Origin of the sequence: Ensifer sp. ENS09, from assembly GCF_014852425.1 — a bacterium.
GTDB lineage: Bacteria > Pseudomonadota > Alphaproteobacteria > Rhizobiales > Rhizobiaceae > Ensifer.
This window is the reverse complement of the sequence record NZ_JACVBP010000002.1, coordinates 1,054,762-1,071,858: the sequence shown is the minus strand read 5'-3', so window position 1 is coordinate 1,071,858 and position 17,097 is coordinate 1,054,762. Positions and strand designations below refer to the sequence as shown.

Sequence of the window (17,097 nt, the reverse complement as noted above, 5' to 3'; positions counted from 1 at the left end):
AAAACAAGGAGCCTGAACCGCTTGAACGGACACGAATTGATCTCTTCATCCACGCGCCAGTCGAAAACCACTGCGACAGACGCCAATCACTTCGTGCTGACCTTCGAGAACAATCGGTTCGCCAGCGAGCTCTTCGGCCAGTTCGATCAGAACTTGAAACTTCTCGAAGAGCGCCTGCGCATCGACGCTCGGCCGCGCGGCAATTCCGTCGCGATCTCGGGTGACGTCGTCGCCACCAACCAGGCCCGCCGTGCTCTCGATTATCTCTACGGGCGGTTGCAGAGCGGCGCGTCGATCGATACGTCTGATGTCGAGGGCGCGATCCGTATGGCGGTTGCCGCCGACGATCAGCTACAATTGCCGACCATGGAGCGTAAAGCCAAATTGACAATGGCGCAGATTTCGACGCGCAAGAAGACGATCGCCGCGCGCACGCCGACGCAGGATGCCTATATCCGTGCGCTCGAGCGCTCGGAGCTGGTCTTCGGCGTAGGCCCCGCCGGTACCGGCAAGACCTATCTTGCCGTTGCCCATGCCGCACAGCTGCTTGAGCGCGGCGCCGTCGACCGCATCGTGCTGTCGCGTCCTGCCGTCGAGGCGGGCGAGCGCCTGGGCTTCCTGCCGGGCGACATGAAAGAGAAGGTCGATCCTTACCTTCGGCCGCTCTACGACGCGCTCTATGACATGATGCCGGGCGACAAGGTCGAACGCGCCATTACCGCCGGTGTCATCGAAATCGCGCCGCTCGCCTTCATGCGCGGTCGTACGCTTGGCAATGCCGCCGTCATCCTCGACGAGGCGCAGAACACCACATCGATGCAGATGAAGATGTTCCTGACCCGCCTGGGTGAAAACGGCCGGATGATCGTCACCGGCGATCCGAGCCAGGTGGACTTGCCGCGTGGCGTCAAGTCGGGCCTGGTCGAGGCGCTGCAGATCTTGAAAGGCGTCGAAGGCGTCTCGGTCGTCCGCTTCAAGGATGCCGACGTCGTCCGCCATCCGATGGTGGCGCGCATCGTCAGGGCCTACGAGTCCCACACGGCCGTGCACGACGAAAGCGAGCAGGGCGACCGCTGACAGGCGGTCGCTGCGATCATGACGGCATTGGATATCCAGATCAGCGTGGAAGAGGGCAACTGGCCGGACGAAGAGGCGTTGCTCGCCTTCGCGTCGCCCGTGCTCGAAGCGGCGGCAGCCTTTCTTGCAAGCGAAGAAAAGCAGCCGCTGCCGAAGGTGGCGCCGGAGCTCTCGCTCGTCTTCACCGACGACGCCTCCATGCGGGCGATCAACGCCGAGTGGCGCAACCAGGACAAACCGACCAACGTTCTGTCCTTCCCCGCCTTTCCCGTGACGCCCGGAAAGATGCCCGGGCCGATGCTCGGCGACATCATCGTTGCTCGCGAGACGCTCGAGCGCGAGGCGGTGGAGCTCGACAAGTCCTTCGATCAGCACCTGACGCATCTTCTCGTGCATGGATTCCTGCATCTTTTCGGCTATGATCATATGGAAGATGACGAAGCCGAAAGAATGGAAAGCCTGGAGACTCGCATTTTGGCGCGTCTTGGCTTATCTGACCCCTACGGGGATCGTACCCCGGATTAACAGTTTGGACCGATGAGCGATTATAAAACACAGCCCGTCGCGCTGGCGACCGAGGAGGCCGATGCCTCCGGAGAGGCGGAGGCGGGCAGTAGTAGCACCGCCACTCGACACGAGGGCACGAAATCCACTTCCACCTTTTGGAGCCGGGCCGCGCGCCTTTTGCGCGGCGCAAGTCCATCGAGCCTGCGCGAGGATCTTGCTGACGCGCTGCAGACCGATGCCGACAGCAACACGGTCTTTTCGCCTGGCGAACGGGCGATGCTCAACAACATCCTGCGCTTCCGCGAGGTCCGGGTCGAGGACGTGATGGTCCCCCGCGCCGACATCGAGGCGGTCGATCAGAGCATCACTATCGGCGAGCTGATGGTGATCTTCGAGGAATCCGGCCGCTCGCGCATGCCGGTCTACAGCGAAGGGCTCGATGACCCGCGCGGCATGGTCCACATTCGCGACCTGCTGTCCTACGTCACCAAGCAGGCCCGCAATCGCCGGCGCAACGGCAAGGCCCAGGCGTCGACGACAGCTGCGTCCGAAAAGACGCCGCGCTCGCCCAAGGCAAGTTTCGACCTTGCGCGCGTCGATCTCGGCAAGTCGCTGGAAGAGGCGGGCATCGTTCGCCAGCTTCTCTTCGTGCCGCCATCGATGCTGGCCTCCGACCTGATGCAGCGCATGCAGGCGGCCCGTATCCAGATGGCGCTCGTCATCGACGAATATGGCGGAACCGACGGTCTCGTCTCGCTCGAAGACATCGTCGAGATGGTCGTCGGCGACATCGAGGACGAGCACGACGATGACGAAGTCATGTTCGCGCGCACCTCGGATGATGTCTTTATCGCCGACGCCCGTGTCGAGCTGGAAGAGATCGCCGCGGCAATCGGTCCCGACTTCGATGTGCGCGAACAGCTCGAAGACGTCGACACGCTCGGCGGCCTGATCTTCGCCTCGCTTGGCCGCATTCCTGTGCGCGGCGAGGTCGTCCAGGCGATCCCGGGCTTCGAGTTCCAGATCCTCGATGCCGATCCGCGCCGCGTGAAGCGCGTCCGCATCATGCGCAAGCGCCCGCCCGCCCGCCGCCGCGTTCTGCGGCCGGAAGGCGAGACGATTGCAGAGGCCGGAGCGATCAATCGCGCCAACGGTGCAGCCGCGCCAGAGGCAACGGCGGACGAACAATAATCGTCCGGTTCCCGCGCGTCTTTGCGCGTGCGGGATACCCTCTCTCGCCTACCTTCGATGTCTCCCACGCCCGTGTCGTAAGTACTGATCAAGGGCCGGGGCACCTTGGCTTGGCGCCTAATCCAGCCCCGAAAGGGGACAAGCAGCCGGTTTTTTGGAAGACTGGCCCCGATTGATTCGGGTGTTGTTGCGCTCCTCCGCCGTGGCAGGCGGCGGGATCGACTGGAGGCTGCATGGTAAGACTGGCTGGCAGGGTGATGTTACTTTCCGGGTTTCCCCGGGCTTCGCTCGCTTTCTTCGCGGGGCTTATCGCGGTTCTGGCGCAGCCGCCCTTCGGCATCTTCGCATTTGCTTTCGTCGCTTTCCCGATCCTCGTCTGGTTGCTTGATGGTGCGACCGGAAATCCGGATGGTGGCTTCATCCGGCGGCTCTGGCCCTCGGCGGTTGTCGGCTGGTGGTTCGGCTTCGGCTACTTCCTCGGGGGTCTCTGGTGGCTCGGCAATGCCCTGCTCGTCGAGGCCGATGAGTTTGCCTGGGCGCTGCCGCTCGCCGTCGTGGGTCTGCCGGCTTTTCTCGCGCTCTTCTATGCGCTGGCGACGCTGATCGCCCGCCTGTTCTGGTCCGACGGCGTCGGGCGTATCGCCGCACTCGCCCTCGGCTTCGGCCTTGCCGAATGGCTTCGCAGCTTCCTTTTTACAGGCTTTCCCTGGAATGCGATCGGCTATGCGGCCATGCCGATGCCGCTGATGATGCAGTCGGCAAGCGTCGTCAATCTCGCGACCATCAACATGCTCGCCGTCTTCGTTTTCGCCGCGCCCGCCCTGATCGCAACGGGCCGGGGGAGCCGGATCGGACTTTCGCTTGCCGTCGTGCTTTTTGCCGCCCATGTGGGCTTCGGCTTCTACCGCCTGGCGCAGCCGGCGCCGGCCTCGCCTGAACCGCCGCTGACCGTACGCCTCGTCCAGCCGGTGATCGATCAGGCAAAGAAGCTCGATGACGGCGAACGTGCCGACGTGTTCGAGGAGCATCTGGCCCTGACCGCGGTCGCTCCGGAGAAAGACGGCAAGCGGCCGGATATCGTCGTCTGGCCCGAGACATCGATCCCCTTCATCCTCACCGACAATCCGGACGCACTGGCCCGTATCGCCGAGGTGCTCGACGACGACCAGATCCTGGTTGCCGGTGCCGTGCGCGTGGAGGATGCCGGTGCCGGCCTGCCGCCCCGCTACTACAATTCGATCTACATGATCGACGGCCGGGGTCAGATCATCGGTGCTGCCGACAAGGTTCATCTGGTGCCCTTCGGCGAATATCTCCCCTTCGAGGATCTGTTGTCGTCCTGGGGGCTGAGTTCTGTCGCCGCGTCGATGCCCGGCGGGTTCACCGCGGCAAAGAGCCGTTCGTTGCTGACGCTGCCCGGCGGCCGCACGCTCTATCCGCTCGTTTGCTACGAAGCGATCTTCCCGGATGAGATCGACGGGGCCGCGCGCCGGGCCGATGTGCTTCTCAATATCACCAACGACGCCTGGTTCGGAGATACGCCGGGCCCGCGCCAGCATTTTCATCAGGCACAATTACGGGCCGTAGAAACTGGCACCCCCCTTGTCCGCGCCGCCAACAGCGGTATATCAGCAATTGTTGATGCACGTGGGGTTTTAATGGTAGGATTATCCTACAATTATAGGGGAGTGGTCGACACACTTCTGCCGGGAAGGATGCCTACCCCGTTGGACGACGCTATGCGAAGCCGCGTTTTCTGGCTGGGTGCGATCTTCCTCCTTCTGGTTGCAGTGTTTTCGCGTGTTGGTTTTAATATTAGGAAGAATTGACCTAAAACCCCTAAAATTGCATAGTGGTCCGCACCATCGTCCTTGTTGTGCTGGCTCTGTCCTTATCACCCTGGCGGTCGCTTCGGTGAGCGTAGGTCTCATGCTGGGCGATGGATAAACGAAACAGCGTGTTTGGGAACGCAGATATGATCGAAAACAAGAAGAAGCCGAACCCGATCGACATTCATGTCGGAAGTCGGATTCGTCTTCGCCGTACGATGCTTGGCATGAGCCAAGAGAAGCTCGGCGAAAGCCTGGGGATCACTTTCCAGCAGATCCAGAAGTACGAGAAGGGCACGAACCGCGTCGGCGCCAGCCGGTTGCAGAACATTTCAGGCATCCTGAACGTTCCGGTTTCCTTCTTCTTCGAAGATGCCCCGGGCGATAACGCTGCCGGTCAGTCCGGCATGGCAGAAGCTTCCAGCTCGAACTACGTCGTCGATTTCCTGTCGTCCTCCGAGGGGCTGCAGCTCAACCGCGCTTTCGTCAAGATCACCGACCCGAAGGTTCGCCGCCGGCTTGTCGATCTCGTCAAGGCACTCGCTGCGGAAGCAGAAAGCGAATAGTTCCAACGTTCCCCGTCGGGACTTGAAAATAAAGCGGCCATCTGTGCCGCTTTTTTCTTGCGCGCCTTTCCCTCCGGCGCACCAAAGTGATTGGCTGCGATGGCGATATAAAGATATATTTATGTCGTTGTGTGCTTGTTTTTCGGTCGCAAAACCACTAACACCGTGCCAGCGCTTTTTCTTCATTGAGGGGACTTCCCGCATGCGTGCAAACTACCTGTTCACGAGTGAATCCGTAGCCGAAGGTCATCCGGACAAGGTGTGTGACCGTATCTCCGACGAGATCGTGGATCTGGTCTACCGTGAAGCGGCCAAGACCGGTGTCGATCCCTGGGGCGTGCGTATCGCCTGCGAGACGCTGGCAACCACCAACCGCGTCGTGATCGCCGGCGAAGTGCGTCTGCCGCCGAGCCTTCTGAAGAAGGACAAGGACGGCAACGACGTCATCAACCCCTCGAAGTTCAAGTCCGCGGCCCGCAAGGCGATCCGCGAGATCGGCTATGAGCAGGACGGCTTCCACTGGAAGACCGCGAAGATCGACGTGCTCCTGCACTTCCAGTCCGCCCACATTGCGCAGGGCGTCGACAGCGCCTCGGACAAGCAGGGCGAAGAAGGTGCTGGCGACCAGGGCATCATGTTCGGCTACGCCTGCCGCGAAACCGCCGAGTTGATGCCGGCGCCGATCTACTATTCGCACCGCATCCTCAACCTGCTCGCCGCTGCCCGCAAGAAAGGCGAGGGCGAAGTCGCCAAGCTCGGCCCCGACGCCAAGAGCCAGGTCACCGTACGCTACGTCGACGGCAAGCCGGCGGAAGTCACCTCGATCGTTCTGTCGACGCAGCACCTCGATGACACCTGGGATTCGGTCAAGGTTCGCTCGGTTGTCGAGCCCTATATCCGCGAAGCCCTCGACGATCTGAAGATCGCCGACGACTGCACCTGGTACATCAACCCGACCGGCAAGTTCGTCATCGGCGGCCCGGATGGCGATGCTGGACTCACCGGCCGCAAGATCATCGTCGACACCTATGGCGGTGCCGCACCGCACGGCGGCGGCGCCTTCTCGGGCAAGGACACGACCAAGGTCGACCGTTCGGCCGCCTATGCTGCCCGTTACCTGGCAAAGAACGTCGTTGCCGCCGGCCTGTCCGACCGTTGCACGATCCAGCTGTCCTACGCCATCGGCGTCGCCCAGCCGCTGTCGATCTATGTCGACCTGCACGGCACCGGCAAGGTTTCGGAAGACCAGGTCGAGGATGCGATCCGCAAGACGATGGACCTGTCGCCGACCGGCATCCGCCGTCATCTCGACCTCAACAAGCCGATCTATGCCAAGACGTCTGCCTATGGCCACTTCGGCCGCAAGGCTGGCCGCGACGGTTCCTTCTCCTGGGAGAAGCTCGACCTCGTGAAGCCGCTGAAGGCTGCGATCGAAGAGGGCGGCGCCGTCAACGGCCGCGCTGCCGCCTAACAGGCGATAGGGCGCGGCGTCACGCCGCGCATTGAAGATAGCGCAACGTCCTGCTATCAGGCGTTTGCGAAAATCAAGGCGGGCGCTCCGACAGGAGCGCCCGCTTCGTTCATTTTGATTTTGGGTTGGCCTGATTCAGATCGGTATGACCAAGGGAAAGACGACATGACCGAACCGCGCCGCGCCAGAGCAACCGAGGCCTTTTTCGGCCGCCGCAAGGGCAAGCCGTTGCGCGAGCGGCAGGCGGCGCATCTGGAAACCGTGTTGCCGACCCTGAAGCTCGACCTTTCGAGCCCGCCTCCGGCGGACCTGAAGACGCTCTATCCTGAGGGCGTGGACCGCATGCGCCTCGAAATCGGTTTCGGCGGCGGCGAGCACCTGATCCACCGTGCGGCCGAAGCGCCGTCCACCGGCTTTATCGGCGTCGAACCCTTCGTCAATTCCATGGCCAAGCTCGTCGGCCATATCGAGGAGCGCGGCGTCAGCAACGTCAGGCTCTATGACGACGATGCCACCCAGGTGCTCGACTGGCTGCCGGCCGCGTCGATCGACCAGATCGACCTGCTCTATCCGGACCCGTGGCCGAAGCGCAAACACTGGAAGCGCCGTTTCGTCTCCAAGGTCAATCTCGACCGCTTCGCCCGCGTGCTGAAGCCCGGCGGCGTGTTCTGCTTCGCCTCGGATATCGATACCTATGTCAACTGGACGCTGTTGCACTGCCGCGATCACGCGGCTTTCGAGTGGACGGCAGAGAAGGCTTCCGATTGGCTGACGCCCTATGAGGGATGGCCGAGCACGCGCTACGAGGCCAAGGCGCGTAGGGAAGGGCGCAGCTCCGCCTATCTCACGTTTCGGCGGGTCTAAAGCAATTCCAGGAAAAGTGCGAAGCGGTTTTCCGTCCGGAATTGCGGACTAGAAGATCAATTCCAGGAAAGTTCGAAGCGGCTTCCGCTCCGGCCTGCGTCGCTCTCGCGAGCGACAGCTTTACAATCAAACATCATGGCGCTGCCGCCATGGACGGCAACACTGTCAGTGCAGGGTAACGGTCTTCAGATCGTCCTCTGCCGCCTTGAAGAAGGTGCTGGAGCGGTTGTCTGTCAAAAGGATCGGCGTGCCATCGGCGCCGAACAGCGCCCAGAGATCAATACCCGGTCCCATCTCCGGTGCTTCCGGGAAGCAGCGCGAGACTTCTTCCGAGCGCATTTTCCGGATGTAGCCGATTTCGCCTTCGCCGAGATGGGCGAGGTCGTTCTTCGACAGCGACGAGCTGATGTCTTTCAGTCCCATGGTGACACTCCGTGGTCGCCGGTGAGGGGAGAATCCCGCCGGTTATCCTACTCTGGGACTGAAATGTTAATTTTCTTTACCATACGAACCGGTTCGGGACGAACGAGGTCGACCGAGAGCAGGCCGTTGCGCAGTTCCGCGCCCAGAACCTTCATGCCGTCGGCAAGAACGAAGGTGCGCTGGAACTGGCGTGCCGCAATGCCGCGGTGCAGGTAATCACGGTCGCCGTTGTCGATCTGCCGGCCGCGGATGACGAGCTGGTTCTCTTCGGTGGTGACTTCGAGATCCTCTTCGGAAAAGCCTGCCACGGCGAGCGTGATGCGCAACCGTTCCGGTTCGTCGGTCGAGGCATCGCCGCGAACGCGTTCTATGTTGTAGGGCGGGTATCCGTCGTTGCCCTTGGCGATCCGCTCAAGGGTCTTTTCCATCGTATCGAAACCCAGCAGGAGCGGGCTCGTAAAAGGGGTAATTCGGCTCATTCTTCAAGTCCTTGCGAGATCAAGCGACCGTTGTTCGGACCTGCCTTGCAGCATCCTTTCCGCAATATGGTAGCTGTGCGCAATGAGTGCAAGCCGCTTGCCTCCGGCGTGCACGCAAATCATAGTCCGCTCTCGCAGAATCCGGGAATGGGACCAAGGAACGCTTGGGCGTTCACTCCCGTCCGGCCCAATGCAACGTATCGATCGCGCCGAACACCGTGATCCAGGGAGGACGAGAAAGTGCCCGTGCCGAGAAAGATAATCATAGACACCGACCCCGGGCAGGACGATGCCGCCGCCATCATGCTCGCCTTCGGCAGCCCGGAAGAGATCGATCTGCTCGGCATCACCGCCGTTGCCGGCAACGTGCCGCTGGCGCTGACGGCCCGCAACGCGCGCATCCTGTGCGAGCTCTGCGACCGGCCGAGGGTTCGGGTGTTCTCCGGCGCCGACAAGCCGATTGCCCGTCCGCTCGTGACCGCCGAGCATGTGCACGGCAAGACCGGCCTCGACGGTCCGGAGCTTGCCGAGCCGACGATGAAGCTCGAGGAGCAGCATGCGGTCGACTTCATCGTCGAGACGCTGCGAAAGGAGCCAGAGGGTACCGTGACGCTCTGCACGCTCGGTCCGCTCACCAACATCGCGCTGGCCCTGCAGAAGGCGCCTGACATCGCTCCGCGGGTCAAGGAGCTGGTGATGATGGGTGGCGGTTTCTTCGAAGGCGGCAACATCACGCCTGCCGCCGAATTCAACGTCTATGTCGATCCGGAAGCCGCCGACATCGTCTTCCGTTCGGGCATTCCGATCGTGATGATGCCGCTCGACGTCACCCACCGGGTGCTGACCCACAAGGCGCGTGTCCAGAAGATCCGCGACATCGGCAGCCGCCCGGCGATCGCCATGGCCGAGATGCTCGAATTCTTCGAGCGCTTCGATATCGAGAAATACGGCACCGATGGCGGCCCGCTGCACGACCCGACGGTCATTGCCTATCTGCTGCGGCCCGAGCTTTTCACCGGCCGCGATTGCAACGTCGCGATCGAGACCAAGTCGGAGCTGACGGCCGGCATGACCGTCGTCGACTGGTGGCAGGTCACCGGCCGGCCACACAACGCCAACGTCATGCGCTTCGTCGACGACCAGGGTTTCTTCGATCTTCTGACCGAGCGGCTGGCCCGCATCTGAACCTCGGTTCGATCATCGTACTCCAAACGAAAACGGCGCCCCGAGAGGCGCCGCTTTCTTTTCTCGTTCCATTGATCAGAACTCTTCCCAGTTGTCCTGGGCAAGCGCGTTGGCGCCGGAGGTCTGGGTAAGCACCCGCTGCGTCGAAGCCGAATAGTTGCTTCGCGCCGGGCTTGCTGCCGGAGCGGGCCGCGCTTCGCGGGCGGGGGCCGGGACCGGAGCCGGGCGTTCAGCCGCGCGCATGCGCTCGGCCGTGCCGCGCAGCATTGCTGCGGAGGACGGCTGGGCCGATGTTGTCGCCTGCGCGACCCGGAAGCGCGCAACGAGCGTGTTGAGCGTGCGCGCTTCCTCGTTGAGCGCCATGCCGGCCGCAGTCGTTTCCTCGACCATGGCGGCGTTCTGCTGGGTCACCTGGTCCATCTGGTTGACGGCCGAGTTGATCTCCTTCAGGCCGACGGCCTGCTCGGAAGCGGAGCTGGAGATCTGGCGGATGAGACCGTTGATCTGCACCACCTGCTCGGCGATCTTTTCGAGCGCACCGCCGGCCTTGCCGACGAGATCGACGCCTTCGCGCACCTGGCCGGCCGAGGTGTTGATCAGGGTCTTGATCTCCTTGGCGGCGTTGGCGGAGCGCTGGGCGAGCTCGCGCACTTCCTGGGCAACGACGGCAAAACCCTTGCCGGCGTCACCGGCACGCGCCGCTTCGACACCGGCGTTCAGTGCCAGAAGGTTGGTCTGGAAGGCGATTTCGTCGATGACGCCGATGATGCGGCTGACCTCGTGCGAGGACTGTTCGATGCCCTTCATCGCGGCGATCGCCTTCTGCACCACTTCGCCCGACTGTCCGGCGTCGCTGCTGGCGACGTCCACCGATTTCGCGGCGACCTTGGCGTTTTCGGCGCTGGCGTTGACCTGCGAGGTCAGCTCGTCGAGGGCTGCTGCGGTTTCTTCCAGGCTTGCAGCCTGCTGCTCGGTGCGGTGCGACAGGTCGTTGGCGGCGCTGCTGATTTCGCTGGTGCCGTTGCCGATGTTGACGACCGAATGGTTGACGGTGCGGATCGTCTCTTCGAGGCTTTCCATCGCCGCGTTGAAGTCGCGCTTGAGCTGGGCGTATTCGCCCGGGAAATCGTCGGTGATGCGGAATGCGAGATCGCCGGACGACAGATGCGAGAGACCCTTGCCGAGGCGGGCGACGATGTCGCGCTGAAGCGCGCTCGATTCGGCACGCTCGGTTTCCGAGCGGCCGCGTTCGCGCTCGGCCTGTTCGCGCTCATGGCGGGCTTCGCCTTCGAGGCGCTTGGTGTCGGCAAGCTGATGGCGGAAGCCTTCGAGCGCCTTGGCGACTTCGCCGGTTTCGTCGCAACGATCCTGGCCGGCGATCGCCTTGGTATAGTCACCGTGGCTGAGGTCGTTCACGTCCTTGACGAGGCTTGCCAGCGGCTTCTGCACGAAACCACGAACCGCGAGATAGAGACCGAGCAGCACAGCGCCGAGCACGACGAGGCCGCCGACGATCATCATGTAGGTCTGATCCTTGACCGGCGCATTGATCGCGGTGCGCGGCACGTCGACGAGCACGACCCAACTGGTGTTCACGCCCGAGAGAGTGAACGGATAGACGAGACGGTCGAAGGGCTCGTTGCCGTCATAGGAGAGGTTGGAGATGATGCCCGGCTTGCCGGAGGCCAGCGCGTTCTTGACGACCTCGTTGCCTTCTCCGTCATACTCCTTGAGCAGAAGGTCCGGGATCGGTGCGACCAGCCATTTGCCGGTCTGCGACAGCAGGTAGACGCGGCCGGTGTCGAAGGGCTTCAGCTTCGAGAGGCCATCGCCGAGCGAAGCGAGCGAAATGTCGACGCCGGTGACGCCGAGAAGTTTGCCGCCGGACATGACCGGATAGGCGATCGAGCTCATTGCGGTCGGTACGTCGGTGTCCTGTGCGGTGTAGGGCTGAGTGATTGCACCCTTGCCGCTTGTTGCAGCGAGTTTGTACCACTCGGCCGCGTAGTCAGCGCCAAAAGTGGAGTACTGGATTTCGTTGGTGCGGCTCTTCGACCAATAGGGCGTGAAGATGCCCTTGTCGTTGCCGCCCAGTTGCTTGTTGTTGACGACGTCTTCCTGGCGACCGTCGAAAGCCTTCGGCTCCTCCGCGAACCAGCTGCCGAAGGCGAACGGGTTCTGCTCGAGGTTTGCCCTGAGGATGTTGATCACCCCGGTGCGCTCCAGCGACTTTTCGGCATGTGCGCGGCCGAGGATGCCCGCCATCGAGCGGGCAGCGCTTGCAAGCTCGCCGATGTCGCCGGCAATGTCGGAGGCAATCGCGCGGGCTTCGCCGCCAGCCTGTTCGAGGACCAGCGTTTCGACGCGGTCCTGGGTCTGGGAGATGAGAACGAAATTCGAGGCAAGCAGGACAAGTGCGATCGTGCCGCCTGTCACCGCGATCAGTTTGGTCGCCAGCGATTTGGCTTGGAACTTGAACATGAAATCCTCACGTGCTGGGAGGTTCGCAGGTTTTCACCTGCGGTGGACGCATTTCGCAATGGGGGTGAACTCCATCATGGAGCGTCAGATGCCGACCGGCATGTTGGAGACGACCAGGCGCTTTGGCCGGTTTTCTCACGGTCCTGAATAGACTGAAGAATCTTAAGATAGGGCCAACACGGACGCTGTTTTACGCATCGCTTGGATAAAATTGCGCGCAAACTTTTACGTCCGCGACATCGGCTGTCCGGATTGCGCAAGCGGTCGTCGGAAGGGGGAAAACGATGCGGGCAAGGCGCCGGGAATAATGAAGACGGGCGAATATCGCCCGTCTCAAGCGTGCGCTTTTAGGTGCGGAATCTAGAGGCGCGATGCCACGTCCGCAGCGAGCGGGATCGAAGGCTGAGCGCCGCTCTTCAGGCAGGCGAGGGAGCCGGCGACTGCTGCGCGGCGCAGAGCGTCGGGGAAGGCGATGCCGGCATCGAGGCTGGCTGCGAGATAACCGCAGAAGGTGTCGCCGGCGCCGACGGTATCGACCGGCTCGATCTTCAGGCCCTTGGCGCGCTGGATCTCGCCCTCATGTACGGCCACCACGCCTTCGGCGCCAAGCGTGACGATGACCGTCTGGCCGGTCTCCGCGTGCAGCGCCTTCATCGCTTCTTCGCGCTCAGTGCTCCCGATACCGCTCTTGCCGGCCAGCAGCTCGAACTCGGTTTCGTTGGCAATGACGATGTCGGCCATGCGGCCAAGGCGGGCTGCCTCCGGCGTCAGCGGCGCGATGTTGATGACAGAGCGCACGCCCTTCTGTTTGGCGGCGGTGAGCGCCTTTTCGACCGAGGCGGCCGGAATTTCGAGCTGCAGCATCAAGGTGTCGCCGGGCCTCATGCCATCGACTGCCTTTTCAGCATCGGCCTCATTGACCGTCGCATTGGCGCTGGCGACGACGACGATGACATTTTCGCCGTCACCGCCGACGAGGATATGCGCGGTGCCGGTCGGTTCGCTGACCGTCTTGGTCAGCGACAGGTCGGCGCCGGCACCCTTCAGCAGTTCGAGCGCTCCGTCGGCAAAGCTGTCCTTGCCTACCGCGCCTGCCATCTGCACCGTGGCGCCGGCGCGCCGTGCGGCCAGCGCCTGGTTTGCGCCCTTGCCGCCGGCGGCGGTCGAGAAGCTGGTGCCGGCGACGGTTTCGCCGGGCTTCGGAAGGCGCGCGGTGGTGGCGATCAGATCCATGTTGATGGACCCAAAAACAGTAATCATGTGAAACTATCCTGTCGGCTTTGCGAATTGGGCCGGAGAGTGCCCGACAGCCTCAGTCCTCGTCAACCACCCGCAGGCGCAATTGCCCGACCCGATTGTCGACCGGGGCACGTGGTTCGCCAGCGTCCCGTGTGCCGCCCTCCGCTTGCAGTTCGAGAGCCTCGATCTTGGCGCCGCGGCGGGTGAGCTTGCTGGAGGAAACGAGGATGTCCTCGACATCCTTCTGGCTCATGGCGAAATGGCCCTGCAGCTTGCGCACACGCTCGTCGAGACGGCCAAGGTCCTCCATCAGCCGCGCGACTTCGCCCTGGATCAGGTGCGCCTGCTCGCGCATGCGCGCATCCTTGAGGATAGCCTGGATCACCTGGATCGACAAAAGGAGCAGAGAGGGCGAGACGATGACGATCCGCTGGCGGTGCGCCTTCTGCACGATCGCTTCGAAATGCTCGTGGATCTCTGCAAAGATCGATTCCGAGGGGACGAAGAGAAAGGCGGTGTCCTGCGTTTCACCCGGGATCAGATATTTGCCGGCGATGTCGCGCACATGCGTTTCCATGTCGCGGCGAAAGAGTTGCGCGATCTGCTGACGGCGTTCCGGGGTCGGCGCGTCACGCATTGCGTTCCAGGCTTCGAGCGGAAACTTGGCGTCGATGACGAGCGGCGGCTGGCCGTTCGGCATGCGGATGGTGCAGTCGGGCCGTACCCCGTTCGACAGCGTCGCCTGGAATTCGAAGGCGCCCATCGGCAGCCCGTCGGCGATGATCGCTTCCATGCGCGACTGGCCGAAGGCGCCGCGCGTCTGCTTGTTCGAGAGGATCGCCTGAAGCCCGGCCATGTCTTTGGCGAGCGATTGGATGTTGTTCTGGGCCGTGTCGATGACCGCGAGGCGCTCCTGCAGCCGGCGCAGGTTTTCATGCGTCGCCTTGGTCTGCTCGCTGATCGAGGTACCGATGCGATGGGTCATGCCGTCGATGCGCTGGCTGAGCGTCTGGTTGAGCTCCGCCTGCCGGGCGCCGAACACCTCGGCCATCGCCGCGACCCGCCCCTGCATCTCCGTCTGGGCGGCCAGCAGCATTGCCATCTGTTCCTGCCGCTCGTCGTCGCGGGGATTGCGTCGGCGCGACAGCGCCATCAGACCGGCTACGACGACCACAAGGCCGGCGGCAAGCACGAGATGGCCCAGGGTGATCGGCAGAGTGCCGATGAAAAAAAGCGGCTGGGCGAAGGGAAGGGGCGCAGGTTCCATGCGCCAAACCTAACAGATTCTCTCGCGAAGTGTAGATCAAAACAAGAACAGATGCGCGTCGAGGTTAATGCCCGGCCAGCGGCGAACGGGTGCCGCAGGTGGCAAGGCAATTTCCTTGCGCGTCGATGGAAAGATCGGCTATGGGAGCATCATGACCATCAAGCCGCTCATCATCCTTCCCGATCCTGTGCTTCGCCAGGTTTCCACGCCGATCGAAACCGTCGACGCGGACGTCCGCCGCCTGGCCGACGACATGCTCGAAACCATGTATGATGCCCCCGGCATCGGCCTTGCCGCGATCCAGATCGGTGTCGCCCGGCGCATGCTGGTGCTCGACGTTTCGAAAGAAGGCGACGAGAAGACGCCGCTTGTCTTCATCAACCCCGAGATCGTCGCTTCGTCCGACACCTATTCGGTCTACGAGGAAGGCTGTCTGTCGATCCCGGATTATTACGCCGAGGTAGAGCGCCCCGCTGTCATCACCGTCAAGCATCTGGACCGCGACGGCAAGGAACAGACGATCGACGCCGATGGCCTGCTCGCCACCTGCCTGCAGCACGAGATCGACCACCTGAACGGCGTGCTGTTCATCGACCATATCTCCAAGCTCAAGCGCGACATGGTGATCCGCAAGTTCACCAAGGCCGCCAAGACGCGCGGCGCCAAGGCGATCTGAGCCTTCGATCGCGGACGATCGCGCGAAAGCTTGAAGGCGGGAACCCATTGAACATTCCAGGAAGTGCGTGAAACGGCTTTCCTGGAATTGTCCTGTTTTAGAGAATGAGATCATTTCGCCGTTTCCCCGCATGAAGTGATCTGAAAGGACGGAGTTACCGCCTTGTCGCTTCGCATCATCTTCATGGGTACGCCGGAATTTTCGGTGCCGACGCTGGCGGCCCTTGCCGAGGCCGGCCATCAGATTGTCGCCGTCTACACCCAGCCGCCGCGACCGGGTGGCCGCCGCGGCCTCGACCTGCAGAAGTCGCCGGTGCACCAGGCGGCCGAGTTGCTCGGCATTCCGGTGCTGACGCCGCTAAACTTCAAGGACGAGGCGGATCGCCAGACCTTCCGCGACTTCGACGCCGACGTCGCCGTCGTCGTCGCCTATGGGCTGCTGCTGCCCGAGGCCATTCTCACCGGCACCAAGCTCGGCTGTTACAACGGCCACGCCTCGCTGCTGCCGCGCTGGCGCGGGGCAGCGCCCATCCAGCGCGCGATCATGGCTGGCGACCATGAGACCGGCATGATGGTGATGAAGATGGAAAAGGGGCTCGATACCGGCCCGGTCGCCCTCACCAAGACGGTTCAGATCGGCGAGACGATGACGGGGGGCGAATTGCACGACCGACTGATGCAGGTCGGCGCCAGCCTGATGCGGGAAGCGATGGCGAAACTCGAGGCCGGCGATCTGCCGCTCACGGTCCAGGCGGAGGACGGTGTCGTCTACGCCCAGAAGATCAGCAAGAACGAAACCCGCATCGATTTCGCCCGTCCCGCCCGCGCGGTGCACGACCATATCCGCGGACTGTCGCCGTTCCCGGGCGCCTGGTTCGAGCTTGAGATCGCCGGCAAGCCGGAACGCATCAAGGTGTTGAACTCGCAGCCCGCTTCCGGCGCGGGCGAGGCCGGCACGGTGCTCGACGATAATCTGACGATTGCCTGCGCCGAGGGCGCCGTTCGGCTCACCCGCTTGCAGCGCGCCGGCGGCAAGGCGTTGGACGCGGCCGATTTCCTGCGTGGAACGCCGGTGGCGCCCGGCACGAGGGTCGGCTGATGCCGCGGTTCAAGCTGACCGTCGAATATGACGGCTCGGACTATGTCGGCTGGCAGCGGCAGGACAACGGAGAGTCCGTGCAAGGGGCGATCGAAAAGGCGATCCTGTCGCTCACCGGCGAGACCGTATCGATCCGCGGCGCCGGCCGTACCGATTCCGGCGTGCATGCCAGCGGCCAGGTCATGCATGCGGACCTTACGCGTCCGTGGAAGCCCTATACGCTGCGCAACGCGCTGAACGCCCATCTGGGGCTTGCGGGCGAGCGGGTGGCGATCCTCGAGGCCGAGGAAGTGTCCGAGGAATTCGACGCGCGCTTCTCGGCGCTGCGCCGGCATTATCTCTACCGCATCATCTCACGGCCGGCACCGCTGGCGTTGGAAGCCCGGCGCGCCTGGTGGGTTCCGAAGCCGCTCGACCATGAAGCGATGCACGCGGGCGCCCAGCGCCTCGTCGGCCATCACGACTTCACCACCTTCCGCTCCGCCCATTGCCAGGCGGCAAGTCCGGTGCGCACGCTCGATCGGCTGGACGTCGCGCTTGTCGCCGGCGTGATCGAGATCCGCGCGACGGCGCAGAGTTTCCTGCACAACCAGATCCGCTCCTTCGCCGGCTCGTTGAAGCTGGTGGGCGAGGGCAAGTGGACGCCTGACGATCTGCAGGCAGCGCTTGAAGCCCGCAACCGCAAGGCCTGCGGCCCCGTCGCCCCGCCCGATGGGCTTTATTTCCTTCAGGTGGACTACTGAT

General features: G+C 63.1%; 16 protein-coding genes. 11 read left to right on the top strand and 5 right to left on the bottom strand.

Translation table 11 applies throughout. The features are described 5' to 3' along the window. Positions 1 to 21: 21 nt before the first annotated feature. From IB267_RS13275 to IB267_RS13245, 7 genes are all read left to right on the top strand, one after another. Positions 22 to 1,077 carry a PhoH family protein gene (locus IB267_RS13275; RefSeq protein WP_043615671.1) on the top strand — a complete coding sequence of 352 codons (1,056 nt, stop codon included), beginning with the start codon at positions 22 to 24 and terminating at the stop codon, positions 1,075 to 1,077. An 18-nt stretch (positions 1,078 to 1,095) separates the two neighbouring features. Beyond that, on the top strand, positions 1,096 to 1,602 hold the full coding sequence (gene ybeY, locus IB267_RS13270) for an rRNA maturation RNase YbeY (RefSeq protein WP_192448011.1): 507 nt from the start codon (positions 1,096 to 1,098) through the stop codon (positions 1,600 to 1,602). A 12-nt stretch (positions 1,603 to 1,614) separates the two neighbouring features. Continuing rightward, positions 1,615 to 2,775 (top strand): hemolysin family protein, encoded by a 1,161-nt coding sequence (locus tag IB267_RS13265; RefSeq protein WP_192448010.1) that lies wholly within the window; start codon positions 1,615 to 1,617, stop codon positions 2,773 to 2,775. 233 nt (positions 2,776 to 3,008) lie between these two features. Beyond that, entirely contained in the window at positions 3,009 to 4,604 is a 1,596-nt protein-coding gene (lnt, locus tag IB267_RS13260) for an apolipoprotein N-acyltransferase (protein WP_192448009.1), read from the top strand. 146 nt (positions 4,605 to 4,750) lie between these two features. Then, the gene (locus IB267_RS13255; protein ID WP_034797393.1) at positions 4,751 to 5,170 is read left to right on the top strand and encodes a helix-turn-helix domain-containing protein; all 420 of its coding nucleotides are present in this window, start codon (positions 4,751 to 4,753) and stop codon (positions 5,168 to 5,170) included. A 202-nt stretch (positions 5,171 to 5,372) separates the two neighbouring features. Next, positions 5,373 to 6,641 (top strand): methionine adenosyltransferase, encoded by a 1,269-nt coding sequence (gene metK, locus IB267_RS13250; RefSeq protein WP_192448008.1) that lies wholly within the window; start codon positions 5,373 to 5,375, stop codon positions 6,639 to 6,641. A gap of 165 nt (positions 6,642 to 6,806) precedes the next feature. Then, the gene (locus IB267_RS13245) at positions 6,807 to 7,505 is read left to right on the top strand and encodes a tRNA (guanosine(46)-N(7))-methyltransferase TrmB (protein ID WP_192448007.1); all 699 of its coding nucleotides are present in this window, start codon (positions 6,807 to 6,809) and stop codon (positions 7,503 to 7,505) included. A 165-nt stretch (positions 7,506 to 7,670) separates the two neighbouring features. Here IB267_RS13245 and IB267_RS13240 read toward each other — a convergent pair whose 3' ends face one another. Together IB267_RS13240 and IB267_RS13235 are read right to left on the bottom strand one after the other, a co-directional pair. After that, a complete protein-coding gene (locus tag IB267_RS13240) occupies positions 7,671 to 7,928 on the bottom strand; it encodes a DUF1150 family protein (protein ID WP_034797387.1) in 258 nt (85 codons plus the stop codon). A gap of 47 nt (positions 7,929 to 7,975) precedes the next feature. Then, positions 7,976 to 8,407: an Hsp20 family protein gene (locus IB267_RS13235; protein ID WP_034797386.1), complete on the bottom strand. Its 432-nt coding sequence runs from the start codon at positions 8,405 to 8,407 to the stop codon at positions 7,976 to 7,978. Positions 8,408 to 8,647: 240 nt separating this feature from the next. Between IB267_RS13235 and IB267_RS13230 the strand changes: the two genes are divergently transcribed. Continuing rightward, on the top strand, positions 8,648 to 9,592 hold the full coding sequence (locus IB267_RS13230) for a nucleoside hydrolase (protein ID WP_192448006.1): 945 nt from the start codon (positions 8,648 to 8,650) through the stop codon (positions 9,590 to 9,592). Between the two features lie 75 nt (positions 9,593 to 9,667). On the opposite strand, the gene IB267_RS13225 is transcribed toward IB267_RS13230, so the two are convergent. The 3 genes from IB267_RS13225 to IB267_RS13215 form a co-directional block, all read right to left on the bottom strand. After that, on the bottom strand, positions 9,668 to 12,073 hold the full coding sequence (locus IB267_RS13225; protein ID WP_192448005.1) for a methyl-accepting chemotaxis protein: 2,406 nt from the start codon (positions 12,071 to 12,073) through the stop codon (positions 9,668 to 9,670). Between the two features lie 360 nt (positions 12,074 to 12,433). Then, positions 12,434 to 13,333 (bottom strand): ribokinase, encoded by a 900-nt coding sequence (locus IB267_RS13220; RefSeq protein WP_192448004.1) that lies wholly within the window; start codon positions 13,331 to 13,333, stop codon positions 12,434 to 12,436. A gap of 52 nt (positions 13,334 to 13,385) precedes the next feature. Next, complete coding sequence (locus tag IB267_RS13215; protein ID WP_192448003.1) at positions 13,386 to 14,579, bottom strand: DNA recombination protein RmuC; 1,194 nt, start codon at positions 14,577 to 14,579, stop codon at positions 13,386 to 13,388. A gap of 151 nt (positions 14,580 to 14,730) precedes the next feature. Between IB267_RS13215 and def the strand changes: the two genes are divergently transcribed. From def to truA, 3 genes are all read left to right on the top strand, one after another. Beyond that, positions 14,731 to 15,255, top strand: coding sequence for a peptide deformylase (gene def / locus IB267_RS13210; RefSeq protein WP_192448002.1), 525 nt, complete (start codon positions 14,731 to 14,733; stop codon positions 15,253 to 15,255). Between the two features lie 162 nt (positions 15,256 to 15,417). Continuing rightward, positions 15,418 to 16,353: a methionyl-tRNA formyltransferase gene (gene fmt, locus IB267_RS13205; protein WP_192448001.1), complete on the top strand. Its 936-nt coding sequence runs from the start codon at positions 15,418 to 15,420 to the stop codon at positions 16,351 to 16,353. Next, complete coding sequence (gene truA, locus IB267_RS13200; protein ID WP_034797373.1) at positions 16,353 to 17,096, top strand: tRNA pseudouridine(38-40) synthase TruA; 744 nt, start codon at positions 16,353 to 16,355, stop codon at positions 17,094 to 17,096. The genes fmt and truA overlap by 1 nt, the downstream gene beginning before the upstream one ends. Position 17,097: the final 1 nt, after the last annotated feature.